At 45.0% G+C, this 14,870-nt stretch carries 15 protein-coding genes; 9 read left to right on the top strand and 6 right to left on the bottom strand.

Going from position 1 to position 14,870, the window contains the following annotated elements:
* Positions 1-26: 26 nt before the first annotated feature.
* From astA to B5D54_RS11610, 3 genes are read left to right on the top strand one after another with little or no spacing between them, the layout of a single operon-like run.
* Positions 27-1,046 (top strand): arginine N-succinyltransferase, encoded by a 1,020-nt coding sequence (astA, locus tag B5D54_RS11620; protein WP_078926707.1) that lies wholly within the window; start codon positions 27-29, stop codon positions 1,044-1,046.
* Between the two features lie 17 nt (positions 1,047-1,063).
* Positions 1,064-2,527, top strand: a complete 1,464-nt coding sequence (gene astD / locus B5D54_RS11615) for a succinylglutamate-semialdehyde dehydrogenase (RefSeq protein ID WP_078926706.1) — start codon at positions 1,064-1,066, stop codon at positions 2,525-2,527.
* Between the two features lie 36 nt (positions 2,528-2,563).
* On the top strand, positions 2,564-3,358 hold the full coding sequence (locus B5D54_RS11610; RefSeq protein WP_078926705.1) for a DUF1338 domain-containing protein: 795 nt from the start codon (positions 2,564-2,566) through the stop codon (positions 3,356-3,358).
* Positions 3,359-3,424: 66 nt separating this feature from the next.
* Here the strand turns inward: B5D54_RS11610 and crp are convergent, their stop codons facing one another.
* From crp to B5D54_RS11580, 6 genes are all read right to left on the bottom strand, one after another.
* Positions 3,425-4,057, bottom strand: coding sequence for a cAMP-activated global transcriptional regulator CRP (gene crp / locus B5D54_RS11605; protein ID WP_004394497.1), 633 nt, complete (start codon positions 4,055-4,057; stop codon positions 3,425-3,427).
* A 239-nt stretch (positions 4,058-4,296) separates the two neighbouring features.
* A complete protein-coding gene (locus B5D54_RS11600) occupies positions 4,297-5,166 on the bottom strand; it encodes a phosphoribulokinase (protein WP_078926704.1) in 870 nt (289 codons plus the stop codon).
* 104 nt (positions 5,167-5,270) lie between these two features.
* Positions 5,271-5,480: a YheU family protein gene (locus tag B5D54_RS11595; RefSeq protein WP_078926703.1), complete on the bottom strand. Its 210-nt coding sequence runs from the start codon at positions 5,478-5,480 to the stop codon at positions 5,271-5,273.
* A gap of 95 nt (positions 5,481-5,575) precedes the next feature.
* Positions 5,576-6,550, bottom strand: coding sequence for a hydrolase (locus B5D54_RS11590; RefSeq protein ID WP_078926702.1), 975 nt, complete (start codon positions 6,548-6,550; stop codon positions 5,576-5,578).
* 81 nt (positions 6,551-6,631) lie between these two features.
* Complete coding sequence (locus B5D54_RS11585) at positions 6,632-7,111, bottom strand: TIGR02444 family protein (RefSeq protein WP_078926701.1); 480 nt, start codon at positions 7,109-7,111, stop codon at positions 6,632-6,634.
* Positions 7,108-9,030, bottom strand: a complete 1,923-nt coding sequence (locus B5D54_RS11580) for an ABC transporter ATP-binding protein (RefSeq protein ID WP_078926700.1) — start codon at positions 9,028-9,030, stop codon at positions 7,108-7,110. The genes B5D54_RS11585 and B5D54_RS11580 overlap by 4 nt, the downstream gene beginning before the upstream one ends.
* Positions 9,031-9,246: 216 nt before the next feature.
* Between B5D54_RS11580 and kefG the strand changes: the two genes are divergently transcribed.
* The 6 genes from kefG (at position 9,247) to motX (ending at position 14,764) form a co-directional block, all read left to right on the top strand.
* Positions 9,247-9,807: a glutathione-regulated potassium-efflux system ancillary protein KefG gene (gene kefG / locus B5D54_RS11575; protein ID WP_078926699.1), complete on the top strand. Its 561-nt coding sequence runs from the start codon at positions 9,247-9,249 to the stop codon at positions 9,805-9,807.
* On the top strand, positions 9,800-11,590 hold the full coding sequence (kefB, locus tag B5D54_RS11570; RefSeq protein ID WP_078926698.1) for a glutathione-regulated potassium-efflux system protein KefB: 1,791 nt from the start codon (positions 9,800-9,802) through the stop codon (positions 11,588-11,590). Before kefG ends, kefB begins: the two co-directional genes overlap by 8 nt.
* Before the next feature lie 9 nt (positions 11,591-11,599).
* Complete coding sequence (locus tag B5D54_RS11565; RefSeq protein ID WP_078926697.1) at positions 11,600-11,800, top strand: YheV family putative zinc ribbon protein; 201 nt, start codon at positions 11,600-11,602, stop codon at positions 11,798-11,800.
* Between the two features lie 93 nt (positions 11,801-11,893).
* Positions 11,894-12,487 (top strand): peptidylprolyl isomerase, encoded by a 594-nt coding sequence (slyD, locus tag B5D54_RS11560; RefSeq protein ID WP_078926696.1) that lies wholly within the window; start codon positions 11,894-11,896, stop codon positions 12,485-12,487.
* A 116-nt stretch (positions 12,488-12,603) separates the two neighbouring features.
* Entirely contained in the window at positions 12,604-13,902 is a 1,299-nt protein-coding gene (locus B5D54_RS11555) for an adenylosuccinate synthase (RefSeq protein ID WP_078926695.1), read from the top strand.
* A 226-nt stretch (positions 13,903-14,128) separates the two neighbouring features.
* Positions 14,129-14,764, top strand: coding sequence for a flagellar protein MotX (gene motX / locus B5D54_RS11550; RefSeq protein WP_078926694.1), 636 nt, complete (start codon positions 14,129-14,131; stop codon positions 14,762-14,764).
* The last annotated feature ends 106 nt before the right edge of the window (positions 14,765-14,870 follow it).

The following is a 14,870-nucleotide window of genomic DNA, read 5'->3' as shown; positions in this document are numbered from 1 at the left end:
TCTTCATGCATCGGGAGGGAATATTGATGCTAATTATTCGCCCAATTGCTATCTCAGACTACGATGCTCTACATACCTGTGCAGTCGAGTCCGGTTATGGTTTTACCTCATTACCCGTCAATCAAGAATTACTGACAAAACGTATTGAACACTCAGAATACAGCTTCTCGAAAGCCGAAGTTTCACATCCGAGTGATGAAGGCTATTTGATGGTAGGGGTTGATTCAGAGACAGGCGAGGTGGTGGGGACAACCGGAATTGAAGCTGCCGTTGGTTGGGACCGTCCGAGTTACTCCTATCACATTAGCACTATTGTCCATTCATCCCATAAGCTCGGGGTGCATAATACGGTGAAGTTATTAACGTTTGGCAATAACTACACCGGATGCACCGAGATCTGTACCTTGTTTCTGCGCGAACCTTACCGCCAAGGTACCAATGGCCGTTTATTATCGAAAAGCCGTTTTCTAATGATGGCAGAACATCCTGAATGCTTTTCCCCCACCATTTTTGCAGAAATGCGCGGGGTTTCGGATGCGAAGGGCAACTCCCCTTTCTGGCAGTGGTTGCAACAGCATTTTTTCTCGATTGATTTCACCCTTGCAGACTATTTAACTGGCATTGGCAAAAAAGGTTTTATTGCAGATTTGATGCCAAAACTGCCGATTTATATCAATTTACTCAGCCCTGAAGCACAAGCGGTGATTGGGAAAGTGCACGACAATACTCGCCCAGCATTAACCTTGCTTGAACAAGAAGGGTTTACTTGTCGTAACTACGTTGACATTTTTGATGCGGGTCCAACGGTAGAGTGCGATTTACGCCATATTGAGTCTGTGCGTCATTCTGTGCGTGCACGGGTTGAGATTGCTCGCCATTCCAGTGGGCAAAACTATTTAATGTGTAATAGCACCTTTAAAAATTTTCGGGCAACGGCTGCTAAAGCGGCGTATAACCGAGAGCGAGAGGAAGTGGTTATTACTCCTGAAGTGGCGAAAGCGCTCGAAGTGGAACAAGGAGAGTGGTTGCGAATTCTCTCTCAATAAAGAAAAGGGGAAAGATCATGACTCAGTGGATTGACGGGCAATGGCAAACAGGGGAAGGCGAAGCGTTTACCTCACTCAGCCCATATAACGGTCAGGTGGTTTGGCAGGGGCATTGCGCCAGCCAAGATCAAGTTGAACAAGCGATAACGGCCGCTCGTTCCGCTTTTATTGCTTGGAAGCATCGCCCTTATCATGAGCGAGAGAAAATTATCCTTGCCTTTGCGGATCTCGTTAAAGAACGCAGTGAGCACATTGCTGCGATCATTGCCAAAGAGACTGGAAAACCATTGTGGGAAACACGTACTGAAGCTGCTGCGATGGCAGGAAAAATTGCCATATCCATCCGGGCTTATCATGAACGCACTGGGGAACGACATCGTGAAAGTGCGGAAAATCAGTTGGTATTACGCCATCGACCGCTTGGTGTCATGGCCGTGTTTGGCCCTTATAACTTTCCTGTTCACTTACCTAATGGGCATATTGTTCCGGCTTTGCTGGCGGGGAATTGCGTCGTGTTTAAACCCTCAGAACAAACACCTTGGTGTGGGGAATTGGCGGCGAAGCTTTGGCAAGAAGCGGGATTGCCTCATGGTGTGCTGAACCTTGTGCAAGGAGGCAAAGAGACGGGCATTGCGCTAGCAAGCTCTGCTAATATTGATGGGTTATTGTTTACGGGGAGCGCCAATACTGGGCATGTCTTGCACCGCCAATTTGCTGGGCAACCTGAAAAAATGTTGGCATTAGAAATGGGCGGTAACAACCCGCTGGTGGTATCGAAGCAGTATGGTGACATAGATGCTACGGTTTATACCATTATTCAGTCTGCATTTATCAGTGCAGGGCAGCGCTGTACTTGTGCTCGTCGCTTGTATCTTCCGGCTGATGACTCTGGCGATCAACTATTAGCCAAATTAGTCAGTACTACCGCTAAATTAACCGTTGATGAACCGTTTGCCGATCCTGCCCCTTTTATGGGGCCGCTAATCTCGGTTGCTGCCGCACGCACAATCATACAAGCGCAGGAACATTTATGTTCACTTGGAGCTAAGCCATTGTTGGCGGCTCAGTTTTCTCATTCTGCTTTTGTTACCCCCGCCATTCTTGATGTGACGGAAATTGATGATTTACCCGATGAAGAATATTTTGGCCCATTGCTGCAAGTGGTCCGTTATCAGACGTTCGAGCAGGCCGTCACATTCGCTAACCAGACTCGCTTTGGCTTATCTGCTGGCCTGATCTCTACCGAAGATAATGAGTGGCACTATTTTATTGACCACATTCGTGCTGGAATTGTGAACCGTAACCGCCCTCTGACCGGAGCCAGTGGCGATGCACCTTTTGGTGGGCCCGGCGCTTCCGGGAATTTACGCCCTAGTGCTTATTATGCAGCCGACTACTGTGCCTATCCAATGGCCTCGATGGAGGGAGAGAGGACACAATTACCAGCGATATTAACTCCGGGGATCGATCTTACTTACTAAAAGAACGAATGACGGAATGAAGATAAGGAGGCGGTTATGACCATTGAACAACTATTTCAATCATTATGGAACGATTACACGTCGAGGCTTTGTCCTTCGGCAGAGAAAGTCCATCAACTGCTACAAGAGGGACATCCTCTCATTAATGACCATATTGCTCTGCGAACGTTTAATCTTGCCCCGCTTCCGTTAGCAAAGTTGGCTGAACCTTTTTTATCACTGGGTTATCAGGTTGCTGGTGATTATTCGTTTCCCAGTAAAAAATTGCAGGCTCAACATTTTGAACATCCTGATCCCCAACAGCCAAAGGTCTTCATTAGTGAGCTGAAGGTGTCAGAGTGTTCCACGGCTTTACAGCACATTGTGACCAAGTTGATAGAGCAAGTGGAAATAACCCCGCTAACTCGTCATGACTTCTTATTCGCAGGTCGCCTTTGGGATATCTGCTATGCCGATTATCTAACCTTGGCTCAAGAGAGTGAATATGCGGCTTGGGTGGCTGCGCATGGCTATGGGGCAAACCATTTTACCGTCAGTATCAATCAGCTCAGTGCATTTGATGATGTGAAAGCCATTAATGATCATTTACGGCATGCGGGTTTTTCTATTAATGACAGTGGTGGTGAAGTGAAAGGCTCTCCGGTAGTGTTGCTTGAACAGTCATCCACTATGGCTGATCGTGTTCCTGTTGAATTTAGTGATCGTAGTGAGAGAATTCCTGGGGGGTTTTATGAGTTTGCCAAACGTTATCCAATGAAAAATGGGCAGTTATATCAAGGGTTTGTTGCTGCCTCCGCGGATAAGATTTTTGAAAGTACGGATAGAAAATAAATCCAAATAAAAAAGCCACTTTAGAGTGGCTAAAGTGGCTTCATGATATTTTTCGCTGAGTATTGGTTAACGAGTGCCGTAAACCACAATCGTTTTACCGTGTGCGGAAATCAAGTTCTGCTCTTCAAGCATCTTCAAAATACGGCCTACGGTTTCACGTGAACAACCCACGATCTGACCAATTTCCTGACGAGTGATTTTGATTTGCATCCCATCGGGATGAGTCATTGCATCAGGTTGTTTTGCTAAGTTGAGAAGCGTTTGTGCAATACGGCCGGTTACGTCTAGGAAAGCAAGGTCTCCCACTTTTTGGCTGGTTACTTGCAAACGACGGGCCATTTGGCCAGACAAACGCATGAGAATATCTGGGTTAACTTGAATAAGTTGACGGAATTTTTTAAATGAGATCTCTGCCACTTCACAAGGCGATTTCGCTCGAACCCAAGCGGTGCGCTCTTGATCTTCTTCAAACAAGCCCAGTTCGCCGATGAAGTCTCCTTGGTTAAGGTAAGAAAGAATCATCTCTTTACCTTCTTCATCTTTGATCAGTACAGCCACAGAACCTTTGACAATGTAGTACAAGGTTTCAGCCTTCTCGCCCGCATGAATCAGCGTGCTTTTTGAAGGGTACTTATGAATATGACAATGTGAAAGAAACCACTCTAGTGTTGGATCGGTTTGAGGTTTACCTAGAACCATAATATCTCACTTCCTCTGCAGGGTACGCTCGCTGCTGTCCGTATTGTAGCGAAGCCTTAATGGATTAACTAGAATAAGAGGACTTCTTAATTGCTGCAAGCTATCTTGTGTTCGGTATGGAATAGTATCCTTTTTCTAATGCGATTTCTTGATTTTAATCGTGTCAAACCACGGATAATCTACGCAAAAGTGTGCACATGATCACGGTATGAAAAGTAATCGTCATTAGTACTGAATAATTAACCAATTTTCCCTGATTCGATCAACTGTTGCAGTAGCGGCCGAACAATTAATTCCATCGCAAAACTCATTTTTCCACCAGGTACAACAATGGTGTTGTGGCGGGACATAAATGAACCATCAATCATAGCTAAGAGGTAAGGATAGTCGACATTTTTGATCCCTCGGAGTCGGATGACCACAAAGCTTTCATCTAAGCTGGGAATACCTTTAGCATTGAGTGGATTCGAGGTGTCGACGGTGGGGACGCGTTGGAAGTTAATATGTGTACGAGAGAATTGCGGAGTAATATAGTTGAGATAATCATCCATTGAGCGAACAATGGAATCCATCACCGCTTCACGAGAATGCCCTCTATCTCGTGTATCTCGTACATATTTTTGAATCCATTCCAAGTTGACAATAGGGACCATGCCTATCAAAAAATCCACATGCTGTGCGACATTGATCTCTTTATCAACCACGCCACCATGTAACCCTTCATAAAACAGCACGTCGGTATCTTCAGGCAATTGTTGCCACGGCGTAAAGGTACCCGGCATTTGATTATAGGGAACCGCTTCATCAAACGTATGCAGATAGCGGCGAATCTGCCCCGTGCCCGATTTACCATATTCTCGAAAAAATTCTTGTAGCGCTGGAAAATCATTCGCTTGTGGGCCAAAGTAACTAATATGGCGGCCTTGTTCACGGGCTTTGCGAATTTCAATGTCCATTTCTGGGCGGGTAAAGCGGTGAAAACTGTCACCTTCAACCCAAGCGGGTTTAATGTCCATCATATTGAACATTTTTCGAAATGCTTCTGATGTGGTGGTGGTTCCTGCTCCTGAAGAGCCAGTAACGGCAATAATCGGGTATTTCGCTGACATGACAAACCTTGTCTATAAATCCTCAACAGATCACAGTGATCCTATTGTTGTTTTTCACTATATCATGGAAAATTCGCCGCAGAAAATGACATTTTTTTGCTCAATTAGCGAAGTTTGCTTTTGATATCGATGGTTTCATGTAATTCGGAGTAGACGATCACAGCCTCACCAGCGTGAAGCTGAGCCTTCACCTGTTCCACTTTATCCTGTAGGGCGACTTCAGCTTCACCGTAGTCTGTCCCTTCTCGTAATACAAATTCTCGGATCAAGTTTTCTAGTGTGTCGTCAGCAATCTGCTGCCAAGGAACGATCATAAATACCTCATCTATTTTATGTTCGAAGGTGAATTGCTTACCCACCACTTAAGGATGATAAAATGGATCAACGGTGAATGTAGTGGTAAAACGAATTAAGTGGTTTGCAACCCTGCGTAGTAGGCGGGTAGGGCTTTTTCTAACCAAAATTCAGGTTTTGTTAAACTACCCGATAAAAAGCCGACATGGCCCCCTTTGGCAAATAATCGGTAATCAATATTGTTGGGGAGAACAAATTTTGGGATAACCGCTTCAGTCATGAAGGGGTCATCTTTTGCATGGATAATTTGGGTTGGTACTCGTATTTCTTTCAGTCTGTGTATGCCAGAGCAGCGGTGATAGTAGTCTTGTGCATTTTTAAAACCATGCAACGGGGCGGTAATCAGTTCATCAAACTCATACAGCTTGGTCACACGTTTAATACTGTGATAAGAGAGCCCTAGCTCGCCTTTGAGCAAATGGTGTTTTTTTAAGGCATTGTGTTTTAACGATGAGAGTAAATAACGGCGATAAAGCTTAGAAAACCCTTGTTCAATACGTTGTGAGCAAGCGGCTAAATCTAAAGGAGCGGAGATGGCTGTTGCAGCGGTAACAATGGGGTCTGATTGATAATCGGCAAGGTAATTGATCAACATATTTCCCCCTAAGGAAACACCAGCGGCAACAATGGTTTGCTTTGGAAACTGTTGGCGTAAATATTCGAGTACCCAGCGTGCATCTTCGGTTTCACCAGAGTGGTAAGCGCGAGCTAAGTGATTGGGTTTCCCACTGCAGCCTCGAAAATGCATCATTACAGAAAGCCAGCCTTGCTTGGCAAAGGCATCCATTAATCCGTTAGCATAAGGGCTATAAAAGCATCCTTCCAAACCGTGAAACAGAATAAAAATGGGTTTATTTTTCGCTTCTTTTGTTTCAGGAGCTTCACTCCAAGCGAGGTCGAGAAAATCACCATCGGGGGTATCGAGTGTTTGCCAAACCGGTTCGAACAGGGCTTTTTTCCGAATGAGACGAGGAAGCAGTGTTTGTAAGTGTGGATTTTGTAAACCACTAGCAGCAACGAAGTGAGGCATTATTTCACCCTGAAGTATTATTTAACGGTAAGTATATACCTAAGTCATATTTCCTTCCTACAGGAAGCGATGGTGAGTGGACTAAGCTTTCGTTAATGTGGAAATGGAGGGTAAAAATATCTTGCTAAGGCCTTGGGCTCCTAGCTGCTGGCAATAGTGAGAAGTAAGTGGCTGCTCAGTTTGGGCTGTGAGAGGCAGTTGCTCAATACAGGCGATGAGATCGGCTTGTTGCTGTTTTTCTATTTGTAGTTCAAATTGTAGTGCTTCTCGATACAGGGTATCGGGTAGATGAGATTTTAGTTTACGGCGAAGATCTCGGTAATGTTCAATTAGATTTTCAGTGCGCGCTAACGCATCGGCAATGGTTGCCCAACCTTGTTCAGGAAAGGTCAGTTGCTGCTCGTCTAACCATTTGAGCAGCAACAGCACATTCACATTGCCATGAAACCGATTTTGTAGGCATAAGCACGCTTCTTTGACTTCTCGCACACTGTAATAACGTAAGCTAAATTGCCATAGATTTTCCAGTGTGAGTAAAGGGGGGGCGTGCGTATCATTCATTGACTGTTGAACTCCTGTTCCATCTGTTCCAGATTTTCCTGCTCGGTCATCCACTCGCTTTCAATATGCTCTAACTCAGATTTGCTGCTGGCTTGTGTCGCAAGCACTTCGGTCAGTTTAGCCTTGTTTTCTGCTTCATACAGAGAAGTATCGGATAAGGCGAGTTCCGATTGAGCAAGAGTGGCAGTCAACTTATCCATTTTTTCTTCAAGCTGTGTCAGTTTTTTGCGAATTGGCGCCATTTGCTTACGAAAATCGGCTTCTCGGCGTTTTTGCTCTTTTTTGGCCGCAGCACTGTTACCAGTGTTTTTATTGGGTTGAGTGGCTTGTGCCTCTTTACGTGCCATTTTTTGCTGATCGGTCAGCCACTTATAGTAATCGGTAAGATCACCATCAAAAGGGGCAACTTGCTTATCGTGTACCAGATAGAGATCGTCGGTGGTCGCTCGTAGTAAGTAGCGGTCGTGGCTGACGATGACCATTGCTCCCTCAAAGCTTTGTAAAGCAAGGGTGAGAGCTTGACGCATATCTAAATCGAGGTGGTTGGTTGGCTCATCAAGCAAGAGCAGGTTGGGTTTTTGCCATACTACTAATGCCAGTACCAAGCGAGCTTTTTCCCCCCCAGAAAAAGGGCCGACATTTTCTAATGCTTTATCCCCATGGAATCCAAAGCTACCGAGATAATTGCGCAGTTCTAATTCGGTTTTATCGGGGGCAAGCTGCATCATATGTTGTAGCGGTGTTTCTTGCGGATGCAAGGTTTCTAATTGATGCTGAGCAAAGTAACCGATTTTTACCCCTTGAGAATAAGTGAGATCGCCTCCTTGCGCTTTAAGTTCGCTGGATAGAAGCTTAATCAGGGTTGATTTTCCCGCCCCATTACGGCCAAGTAGACCAATGCGGCTACCGGGCACTAAGTTCAGTCGAATTTTCTCAAGAATAAGATGGTCTCCGTAACCGGCACTGACGTTATCCATCATTAAGATAGGGTTAGGTAAGGCGCTGGGCTCACGGAATTCAAAACTAAAGGGGTTATCAAACTGTGCTGGTAGCACTTTTTCCATTTTCTCGAGTGCTTTAATTCGGCTTTGTGCTTGGCGTGCTTTTGACGCTTTATAACGGAAACGGTCAATGTAGCTCTGCATATGAGCCATCTGTTTTTGTTGTTTTTGAAATTGTGCTTGTTGCTGCATCATCTTTTGAGCGCGTTGCACTTCAAAAGAGGAATAGTTTCCGGTGTATTCGTTGAGCTGCTGGTTTTCGATATGAATAATGCGATTAATTATCGGATCGAGAAAGTCACGGTCATGGGAAATTAAAACCAATGTGCCAGGGTAACTTTGTAGCCAGCGTTCTAGCCACATCACGGCATCTAAGTCTAAGTGGTTGGTGGGTTCGTCGAGCAGAAGTAAATCGGAGCGACAAATCAGGGCTTGAGCTAAGTTAAGGCGCATACGCCAGCCACCCGAAAATTGAGTGAGATTCCAACTCATCTGCTCTTGGCTAAAACCTAACCCATCGAGTAATTCGGAGGCTCGGGCTTTAATGCTATAGCCGCCAATGGTTTCGATTTGTCCGTGTAACTCTGCCACCCGAGTGCCATGATCCATGTGCTCTGCTTCACTGAGTTGTTTTTCTAGCTGGCGGTATTCTCTGTCGCCATCAATGACATATTCTAAAGCTTGTCGCTCGAGTGCGGGAGTTTCTTGGGCAACCCAAGCCAGTTCCCAATGTGCAGGTAGGCTAAACGATCCCGCATCAATGGAGATCTCCTCTTTTATCAGGGCGAATAAGGTTGATTTACCGCAGCCATTTTTCCCGACCAAGCCGATTTTGTCGCCTGGATGAATGGTGGCTGAGGCTTGCTCAAGCAGAGGTTTTCCACCGCGAAGTAATTGAATGTCAGAGAAGGTAATCATAATAAATCGTATCTGTTTAGCCGTGAGAGTGTCGCCGCGAATAGTAGGGGCAATAAGGATAAATGTCGATCATTATACAAATTACGTTATGATGCTTATAGTTTGTTCATCAGTGGAATCGGTTAATCGTGTATTTGGCTCCTCAGGAGTCGATGCTTTAAACAAGGAAGACAGGCTACTGTTGTTCTCTATCCGACCATCTTAGGGAGTCAAGGAATGACGAAGGATCCCTCTTGTACTCATCAGCCAAATGTTTTAGTGATTTATGCTCATCCAGATCCTGACCACTCAGTAGCCAATAAGGGGATGATTGAGCGTATCTCTACACTTTCTCATGTCACGGTGTTCGATCTTTATGCGACCTACCCAGATTTTTTTATCGACGTTCATCAAGAGCACCAGCGGTTGCTTGAGCATGATGTGATTGTCTTTCAACACCCTCTTTATCTCTATTCTTGCCCAGCTTTGCTAAAAGAGTGGATGGACACGGTGTTAGGAAAAGGTTTTGCATTTGGGCCAGAGAGTGCGTTGCAGGGTAAATATTGGCGCAGTGTGATCACGGCGGGAGGACAGCAAGATGCCTTTACTGAACAAGGATACAATCGTTATTCATTGAATGAACTATTACAACCTTTCGAACTCACGGCCGCTTTATGTCGCATGCATTGGCTAGATCCATTAGTACTTTATTGGGCGAGAAATATCAGCGCAGAAGAGCGTCAGCAGCATGCAGAACGCTATTTTCTTTGGCTGAAAGGATTGGTTACCAATGGATGATTTTTTGACCAATGCTGCCGTTTTCTTAACGGCGGCGGTGGTGGCGGTACCGATTGCTCAGCGGTTAGGGCTTGGCGCGATTTTAGGCTATTTATTGGCAGGGATTGTGATTGGCCCTTGGGGGCTTAAGCTAATTACCGATGTTAATGCCATTTTGCGTTTTGCTGAATTTGGGGTGGTGTTATTACTGTTTTTAATTGGCCTCTCACTGAACCCTCACCGGTTATGGCAAATGCGTGGGCCTATCATTGGCCTCGGTGGTTCACAAATGCTGTTGACCAGTGCCGTGTTGAGTTCTGCTCTGATACTGTATGGGGTAAGTTGGCAAGCGAGTGTGGTAGTTGGATTATTGCTGGCCCAATCTTCCACGGCGATTGCTTTACGAACGATAGATGAGATGCGTTTAACGCTCAGTGATACAGGGCGAGTCGTTTTTGCTGTGTCTCTTTTTCAAGACTTAGCCGTTATTCCCACATTAGCGTTGTTGTCTTTATTGGCTGGCTCGACCATCGGAGATGGTTGGCAATTTGTCTGGATGATCAGTGCTATTACCGCTTTACTGGTGGTGGGGCACTTTGCCTTACAACCCTTGTTTCGTTGGATCGTTAATAGCCAAGTCAGAGAGTTATTTACCGTTGCCGCCTTATTACTGGTTATCTCTATTGCCTTACTCATGGATACTTTAGGCTTATCAATGGCATTAGGCGCTTTTCTAGCGGGAGTATTGCTGGCTGAAAGTGAATTTAGGCATGAGTTGAGTGTCACGATTGAACCTTTTAAGGGATTATTACTTGGCCTGTTTTTTATTGCTGTGGGGATGTCTGTTGATATTGATTTACTCACAGAACGCTGGGCAACAATAACCTTGGCGGTGATGGCTTTGATCAGTATAAAAATGGCCATCATGTATGGATTAGTAAAAGTGGCCCACATTCGATCTAAAGCTCGAAGTCGCAGTGCGTTACTGTTAAGCCAAGGTGGCGAAATTGGCTTTGTTATCTTGACGGCAGCAAGTGATGAACAATTGATCTCTTCCCAGCAATCGGCTCTGCTTATTCTTGTCATCAGTGTGTCTATGATGACGACCCCATTTTTACTTAAACTACAAAGCATTTGGTATCGTCGCACATTGAATAATGAAGAGGAGAAGTTGGATGAGAGCTTTGAAAAGCAAAACCCACAGGTGATCATCGCAGGTTTTGGTCGTTTTGGGCAGATTGTTGGTCGATTAATGTACGCCAATAAAATTAAAATCACCGTATTAGAAAGTGATGCCAGCCAAATTAAATTGCTGAGAAAATATGGATATAAAGTGTTCTATGGTGATGCCACTCATCTCGAATTATTGCGTTCCGCTGGTGCGGAACAAGCACAAGCGATAGTGATTTGCACGGATGATCCTGATGAAGTGATGCGAATTGTCGGATTATGTCAGCAGCATTTCCCGCAACTGAAAATCTTAGCTCGAGCTCGTAGTCGGGTTGAGGCTTACCAGCTACTGAATCAAGGTATTCATGGTTACTCAAGAGAAACCTTTCTAGGGGCATTAGATTTAGGGCGCCAAGTACTGACGGAACTCGGTATGCATCCCTATCAAGCCAAACGAGCTGAAGCCCATTTTCGCCGATTAGATACTTATATGCTCAAAGAACTGTTGCCTCAACATAATGACGATAAAGCCTTAGCTTTGAGAACGAAAGAAGCGCGGAAAGAATTAGAAGAAATTTTTGGCCGAGAGATGGCGAATGATCGTCAAACTCGAGATGATTGGGAAAAAAAGTAGGACCAAAACGTGAAAGGAAAAAAACGCTTTATTGCTGGGGCCAGTTGCCCGAATTGCCAGATGCAAGATACGCTTCGTTGGTGGATAGAGAATAATATTGAGTTGGTTGAATGTGTGGAATGTGATTATACCGAGCAGAGAAAACCACAATCTGTTGAAAAAACGCCCCACGCAAGTGAACAAATGATCGGGATTTTTAAGCCAGAATAATTGAGTTTCTGTGTATAATCCCCATAATAGTGGTTAACTCTATCTTTTTTGTCGAGAGATGAGAAGAACCAACCCCACCTCCTTGGAGCCGTTATGAAAATTGAAAAAAACGTGGTTGTTAGCATTGCCTATCAAGTAAAACTCGAAGATGGCATTGTGGTAGACCAATCCACAGCGGAAGCCCCGCTGGAGTACTTACATGGTCACAACAACCTAATCACAGGCCTTGAACGCGAATTAGAAGGCAAAGTTGTCGGTGATAAATTCAGCGCAACGGTGGTTCCCGAAGATGCTTACGGTGAACATAGTGATGAACTCGTTCAACGTGTTCCTGCGGAAGTATTCCAAGGTGTTGATGAGATTGAGGTTGGTATGCGCTTCTTAGCCGATACCGATCAAGGTCCTATTCCTGTAGAGATCACCGAAGTCGATGGTGATGAAGTTGTGGTGGATGGTAACCATATGTTGGCTGGCCATACTTTGACTTTTGACGTTGAAGTTGTTTCTCTGCGTGAAGCCACAGATGATGAAATTTCCCATGGGCATATCCACCAATCAGGCGGTTGTGGTCATGACCACGATCATGATCATGAAGGTGGTTGCTGTGGTGGTGAAGGTCACGATCATGGACATCATCATGGTAAGAAAGATGGCTGCTGCGGTGGCGGAAGCTGTGGCTCCCATTAATTACACATCAATAACTGCAATATATTGATGTAGAAAGCGTTAATCACTTTGGTGATTAGCGTTTTTTTTTATTCAGTGCTAGAATCCCTTTTTAACTAGCAATCAGACTTGGAAAGATGGGAAATAACGTTGTCGTTCTAGGCACCCAATGGGGTGACGAAGGTAAAGGTAAGATAGTTGACCTTTTAACAGAAGATGCTAACTATGTCGTTCGCTACCAAGGTGGTCATAACGCAGGGCATACTCTGGTTATCGACGGTGAAAAAACCGTTCTTCATTTAATTCCGTCCGGTATTCTCCGTAATAACGTGAAATGTATCATCGGTAATGGTGTTGTACTTTCACCGGATGCCCTTATCAATGAAATGAAGCCTCTTGAAGAGCGTGGTATTCCCGTTCGTGAACGTCTTTTCATTTCTGAAGCTTGTCCACTCATTCTTCCTTACCATATTGCGCTTGACCAAGCACGCGAAGCTGCTCGTGGTAAAAAAGCCATTGGTACTACGGGGCGTGGTATCGGCCCTGCTTATGAAGATAAAGTGGCACGCCGTGGTTTACGAGTGGGTGACCTTTTCAATATGGTTGCGTTCGCTGAAAAACTGAAAGAAGTGATGGAATTCCATAACTTCCAGCTTGAGCACTTCTATAAAGCAGAACCCGTCAGTTATGATGATGTGCTTGCTCAAGTTGAAGGCTATGCCGAGCTATTAACCTCTCTGGTCATTGACGTGACCGATGAGTTAGATGCGGCTCGTAAGCGTGGTGATAAAATCATGTTTGAAGGTGCGCAAGGGACGTTGCTTGATATCGACCATGGTACCTATCCTTATGTGACTTCTTCTAATACAACGGCTGGTGGTGTTGCTGCGGGTTCAGGTTTTGGCCCTCGTCATTTAGGTTATATTCTTGGTATTGCTAAGGCTTACTGTACTCGTGTTGGTGCTGGTCCGTTCCCAACGGAATTAGATGACGAAGTGGGTAACCATCTAGGTACTAAAGGCCATGAATTTGGTGCAACGACAGGTCGTAAGCGCCGTTGTGGTTGGTTTGATGCGGTCGCTATGCGCCGTGCAATTCAAATCAACTCAGTCACTGGCTTTTGCTTAACCAAGTTAGACGTGCTTGATGGGCTTGAAGAGCTAAAAATCTGTACGGGTTATCAAATGCCAGACGGTTCAGTGGCCCAAGTATCACCGATGGCGGCGGATGCTTTTGAAGCTGTAACCCCGATTTATGAAACCATGCCGGGGTGGTCAGAAAATACCTTTGGTGCGAAATCATTGGCCGATCTTCCTCAAGCTGCTCTGAATTATATCAAGCGTATTGAAGAATTAACGGGTGTTCCTATCGATATTATCTCGACGGGTCCTGATCGAAATGAAACCATCATTAAAGTGCATCCATACGCGGTATAATAACGTTTTTTAAACACTTAACATAAAAAGCTGACTCTTGAGTTGGCTTTTTTATTGGCTTTTATCACGGGTTACCGTCCGTGATTTTTAGTGGCAAAAAACTGCCGCTGATAGGTAATTTTCGCTAAAGAGTGCTGTCGGTTGGCCGATATAGGAATCAAACCGAGCCTTTGCGCACTCTCGCGCTATACTGTTATGGCTATCGGAGTTAACCAAGAGTGCATGTATGAAGTTACGTATGGTAGCCACTTCATTATTATTCGCATTACACTCTGCATTCAGCCACGCCAATGTGGCGGATGTTGGAGAACCCGTGCCGATTTATTCTGAAGCTGAGCTAATCAAACTGATTGAACAAAATCAACATTTAGCGCGTGTTAAAGCGGATAATTGTCAGTTGGTTGAAGATATTGTTGCTCGAGCGACACGTATTAGCTTGCCTGCCTATGAGTTTCTTTATGGTGATATGCTGGCTTGGGGCGTCTGTGTCGCCCAAGATGTCGAACTCGGCTTATACTATATGGAAAATGCGGCTCACCAAGGGTTACCCTCAGCACTTGAACAGCTTGGGCGTTACTACTCTCGGGGGACTTTAGTCCAACAGGATAAAGAACGTGCGATTCCTTATCTGCGTGAAGCAGCAGCAATGGGTAATTTGAATGCTCGTATCCAGTTAGCCGAGTTATTGCTGCGTGATCATGGCAGCCCGTTAGATTACGAAGATGCTTATCGCTGGCTATATAACTCTGTAACGGCAGATCAACGAACTCATCATCGCATCGCCTTATTAAGACAAGGGCTAGAGCTGCGAATGCCAGAAAATATTATTGCACGCGCTAAGCGCCGAGGTAGCTTTTGGTAAATAACGCTTGTTTAATACGGTCTCTTTCTCTATCATCCTATCGCTTACCCCACTCAAAAACTTGGTGGTAAGTGATAGATTTAGATAATAAATATTCAAGCCTATC

The organism is Vibrio cincinnatiensis DSM 19608 (assembly GCF_900167345.1).
GTDB classification, from domain to species: domain Bacteria; phylum Pseudomonadota; class Gammaproteobacteria; order Enterobacterales; family Vibrionaceae; genus Vibrio; species Vibrio cincinnatiensis.
Note: the sequence above shows the minus strand (reverse complement) of the source record. Positions and strands in the feature narration are given on the sequence as shown.

What these genes read in the sequence shown, in the direction of transcription:
- B5D54_RS11595 (WP_078926703.1), bottom strand. Translation starts at nt 5,480, where the DNA reads ATGATCGTTCCTTGGCAGCAGATTGCTGACGACACACTAGAAAACTTG.
- B5D54_RS11585 (WP_078926701.1), bottom strand. Translation starts at nt 7,111, where the DNA reads ATGAATGATACGCACGCCCCCCCTTTACTCACACTGGAAAATCTATGG.
- B5D54_RS11580 (WP_078926700.1), bottom strand. Translation starts at nt 9,030, where the DNA reads ATGATTACCTTCTCTGACATTCAATTACTTCGCGGTGGAAAACCTCTG.
- kefB (WP_078926698.1), top strand. Translation starts at nt 9,800, where the DNA reads ATGGATGATTTTTTGACCAATGCTGCCGTTTTCTTAACGGCGGCGGTG.
- astA (WP_078926707.1), top strand. Translation starts at nt 27, where the DNA reads ATGCTAATTATTCGCCCAATTGCTATCTCAGACTACGATGCTCTACAT.
- astD (WP_078926706.1), top strand. Translation starts at nt 1,064, where the DNA reads ATGACTCAGTGGATTGACGGGCAATGGCAAACAGGGGAAGGCGAAGCG.
- B5D54_RS11590 (WP_078926702.1), bottom strand. Translation starts at nt 6,550, where the DNA reads ATGCCTCACTTCGTTGCTGCTAGTGGTTTACAAAATCCACACTTACAA.
- kefG (WP_078926699.1), top strand. Translation starts at nt 9,247, where the DNA reads ATGACGAAGGATCCCTCTTGTACTCATCAGCCAAATGTTTTAGTGATT.
- slyD (WP_078926696.1), top strand. Translation starts at nt 11,894, where the DNA reads ATGAAAATTGAAAAAAACGTGGTTGTTAGCATTGCCTATCAAGTAAAA.
- B5D54_RS11600 (WP_078926704.1), bottom strand. Translation starts at nt 5,166, where the DNA reads ATGTCAGCGAAATACCCGATTATTGCCGTTACTGGCTCTTCAGGAGCA.
- B5D54_RS11610 (WP_078926705.1), top strand. Translation starts at nt 2,564, where the DNA reads ATGACCATTGAACAACTATTTCAATCATTATGGAACGATTACACGTCG.
- crp (WP_004394497.1), bottom strand. Translation starts at nt 4,057, where the DNA reads ATGGTTCTAGGTAAACCTCAAACCGATCCAACACTAGAGTGGTTTCTT.
- motX (WP_078926694.1), top strand. Translation starts at nt 14,129, where the DNA reads ATGAAGTTACGTATGGTAGCCACTTCATTATTATTCGCATTACACTCT.
- B5D54_RS11555 (WP_078926695.1), top strand. Translation starts at nt 12,604, where the DNA reads ATGGGAAATAACGTTGTCGTTCTAGGCACCCAATGGGGTGACGAAGGT.